This window comes from Tessaracoccus bendigoensis DSM 12906, assembly GCF_900141915.1.
Classification (GTDB): domain Bacteria; phylum Actinomycetota; class Actinomycetes; order Propionibacteriales; family Propionibacteriaceae; genus Arachnia; species Arachnia bendigoensis.
Genome location: NZ_FQZG01000133.1, coordinates 1 through 3,454, shown reverse-complemented (window position 1 = coordinate 3,454; position 3,454 = coordinate 1). Strand labels below are relative to the sequence as shown.

4 protein-coding genes are annotated in these 3,454 nt (G+C 65.7%); 2 read left to right on the top strand and 2 right to left on the bottom strand.

Annotation, left to right across the window (positions count from 1 at the left end):
• Positions 1-112: 112 nt before the first annotated feature.
• A complete protein-coding gene (locus BUC15_RS18605) occupies positions 113-466 on the bottom strand; it encodes a BlaI/MecI/CopY family transcriptional regulator (protein ID WP_073191564.1) in 354 nt (117 codons plus the stop codon).
• A gap of 79 nt (positions 467-545) precedes the next feature.
• Between BUC15_RS18605 and BUC15_RS18600 the strand changes: the two genes are divergently transcribed.
• Both BUC15_RS18600 and cydB read left to right on the top strand, forming a co-directional pair.
• Positions 546-2,030, top strand: coding sequence for a cytochrome ubiquinol oxidase subunit I (locus BUC15_RS18600; protein ID WP_073191562.1), 1,485 nt, complete (start codon positions 546-548; stop codon positions 2,028-2,030).
• Positions 2,031-2,046: 16 nt separating this feature from the next.
• Positions 2,047-3,123 carry a cytochrome d ubiquinol oxidase subunit II gene (gene cydB, locus BUC15_RS18595; RefSeq protein ID WP_073191559.1) on the top strand — a complete coding sequence of 359 codons (1,077 nt, stop codon included), beginning with the start codon at positions 2,047-2,049 and terminating at the stop codon, positions 3,121-3,123.
• An 82-nt stretch (positions 3,124-3,205) separates the two neighbouring features.
• Here the strand turns inward: cydB and BUC15_RS20595 are convergent.
• The coding region (locus BUC15_RS20595; RefSeq protein ID WP_217652305.1) for a hypothetical protein at positions 3,206-3,454 on the bottom strand (249 nt) is incomplete at its 5' end.

The window sequence follows — 3,454 nt, the reverse complement described above, 5'->3', positions numbered from 1 at the left end:
TGGGGTCAGCACCCTGCACCGTGCGCCAGGGGGTTTCGTCACGCCTCGTTCGTTCCTCACGAGGCGGCTCAACCAACGCTCGGGCGGCTCAACCAGCGCGACCCCAGCCGACTCAACCGACCGCCGGCTCGACCAACTGCGCCCGCTCCTCCGGGCTCAACCCCAACGCCAACGCCCTCAATGCCTCGACCCTCACCTCAGGTGCCGCGACCCCCAACAACGCGCCCATCTCACGGGCGATCACCTCTGCCTGCGACGAGGCTGGACGATAGCGCCACGCTCTCGCGGCCAACTCCCGCTCCACGAGGCCCTTCTTCGCGAGCCGATCGAGCACCGTCATCACCGTCGTGTAGGCCAGTTCACGTTCCTTGGACAGCAGCGCGTGGACGTCGCCGACGCTTTGCGGCGTGCGGGACTGCCACAGCAGCTCCATCACCCGCTGTTCGAGTTCACCTCTCGACGCCATGGCGCCAAGCATAAGGGCAACCAGGCCCCAAGTTAGGGACAGGTTGTCGATTTCCGACTTTGCGTAGTAGCTTGCCACCATGGATCCAGTGGCCTTGGCGCGGTGGCAGTTCGGAATCACGACTGTCTACCACTTCCTCTTCGTCCCCATCACCATCGGCATGTCGATGCTCGTGGCGGTGTTTCAGACCATGTGGGTGCGGACAAGCAAAGATGCCTACCTCCGCCTCACCAAGTTCTTCGGCAAGCTCTTCCTCATCAACTTCGCCCTCGGTGTCGTGACGGGCATCGTCCAGGAGTTCCAGTTCGGCATGAACTGGTCCGAGTACTCCCGCTTCGTCGGCGACGTATTCGGCGCCCCGTTGGCCCTCGAGGCACTGCTCGCGTTCTTCCTCGAGTCGACCTTCATCGGGCTGTGGATCTTCGGCTGGGACAAGCTCCCCAAGAAGCTCCACCTCGCCACCATCTACCTGGCGGCGTTCGGCACCATGCTGTCGGCCATCTTCATCCTGGCCGCCAACTCCTGGATGCAGAACCCCGTCGGCACCGTCTTCCGCAACGGTCGCGCCGAGCTCGACGGCGTCGGCGGTTTCGTGGAGATCCTCAGCAACCCGGTGCTGATGGTCACCTTCCCGCACGTGATCTCCGCGGCCTACATGGTCGCCGGCGGCCTGGTCGCCGGCGTCGCCGGATGGCACCTGGCCAAAATCCGTCGCGACGGCGAAATGAAGGACGGCGACACCTCCGCCTACCGCTTCGCCACGAAGTTCGGCGCCTGGGTGCTACTCGGCGCCTCCGTCTTCACCGTCATCTCCGGCGACCAGCAGTCCAAGATCATGACGCAGGTGCAGCCCGTCAAGATGGCCGCGGCCGAGGCCCTGTTCGAGACCCAGACCAATGCCCCCTTCTCGGTGCTGACCATCGGCAACCTGGAGGGCACCGAGCCGCTCTTCGAGATCCAGATTCCCGGTCTGCTGTCGTTCCTGGCCGGGCAGGAGACCGTCAAGGGCATCAACAACCTGCGCGAGGAGTTCGCCGAGGAGGGATTCCGGCACGCCGACGGTGGCCAGTCCCTCCTGCAGGAGCAGTTCGCCGACGAACTCGCGGCCAACTACCCCGGCATCGACCCGATCCCCAACGTGCCCATCTCCTACTGGACCTTCCGCCTGATGATGGGCCTCGGGTTCGCCGGGATGGCGCTGGCGCTGGCGACCTTGTGGTTCGTCCGGAAGGACAAGTTCCCCAAGCCGGGCCCGATCTGGACCCTCGCCATGTTCGCCATGCCCCTGGCGCCGCTGTTCGCGATCTCGTTCGGCTGGATCTTCACCGAGATGGGTCGCCAACCCTGGGTCGTGGCAGGCGTGATGTCGACGGCCTCAGGGGTCTCGACGTCGGTGCCGGCTGGCAACGTCTTGTTCTCGATGATCACCTACACCCTGATCTACGGCGCCCTGGCGGTGCTGGAAGTTTGGCTGTTCCTCAAGTACGCGAAGAAGGGCTTGCCCGAGGTCGCGCCGATCGAGGTCCAGTCCGATCCCGACGCCCCCCTGACCTTCGCGTACTGAGGACGGATTAGCAAACATGTTCAACCTGCTTGAAAGCACCGTCGCCGTTCCCACCTTGACGCTGGTCTGGTTCGTCCTGGTCGCCGTCCTCTGGCTCGGCTACTTCTTCCTCGAAGGCTTCGACTACGGCGTCGCCATGCTGATCCCCGTGCTCGGCAAGAACGAGAAGGAAAAGCGCGTCGTCGTCAACACCATCGGCCCCGTCTGGGACGGCAACGAGGTGTGGCTGCTCACCGCCGGCGGCGCGATGTTCGCCGCCTTCCCCGGCTGGTACGCCAGCGTCTTCTCCGGCCTCTACATCCCGCTGCTTCTCGTGCTGGTCGGCCTCATCCTGCGCGGCGTGGCCTTCGAATACCGCTCGAAGCACCCCGATTCCCGCTACCGGACGACGCTCGACTGGTTCGCGACGATCGGCTCGTTCCTGCCGTCGCTGGTGTTCGGCGTCGGGTTCGCGAACTTCGTGATCGGCCTGCCGAACGACGGGTTGCATTGGAACGGCTCGTTCTGGGCCCTGTTCGGCCCGTTCGCGCTGCTCGGCGGAGTGATGCTGGTCGTGCTGTTCCTGGTCCACGGCTCGGCGTTCATCGCGCTGAAGACCCGCGGCATCATCCACGATCGGGCCGAGAGCTTCGGCGCCCGCCTCGGGTGGGCCGCCGCCGTCCTGGTCGCGCTGTTCGTGATCTGCCAGAACGTGTTCTGGCCCGCGACGTCCGAGTTCGGCGACCTGAGCGTCTTCGCCTGGGCAGCCGGCATCGTCGCGATCCTGGCGATCGTCGGGGCCAGCTTCGCGATCGGCAAGGGGCGTGACGGCTGGGGCTTCATCGGCACGGGGTTGTCGGTGGTGGCGCTGTTCGTGGGCGTCTTCCTGAAGATGTACGGCAACATCGGGTTCGCGCAGGACGAGAACGTCGCCGTCGCAGAGCGTCTGAACATGATCACGGCGGCGTCGTCACCGACGACGTTGACGATCATGACGTGGGCCGCGGTGATCTTCGTCCCGATCGTGATCGGGTACCAGTCGTGGTCGTACTGGGTGTTCAGCAAGCGGATCTCGACGAAGAACATCCCCGATGAGGTCGAGTCGGCCGCCTGAGGTCGCTCGGAGTCGAAGGCATCAAAGGCCCGTCCCTTGGGGGCGGGCCTTCGCCGTCGGGTGTCGCCGCGGTTCCTCCGCTCTACCGCGCCGTCGGCCGTCGTCGAGGTCTGGTGCCGTCATCGTCTGATGCGGTCGACGTCTGATGCCGTCGCCGTCTGGTCTCGCCGCCGTCCCTCCCCTCTACCGCTCCGTCGGCCGTCGACGAGGTCTGGTGCCGTCGCCGTCTGATGCCGTCGCCGTCTGATGCCGTCGCCGTCTGGTCTCGTCGCCGTCCCTCCCCTCTACCGCTCCGTCGGCCGTCGACGAGGTCTGGTGCCGTCGCCGTCTG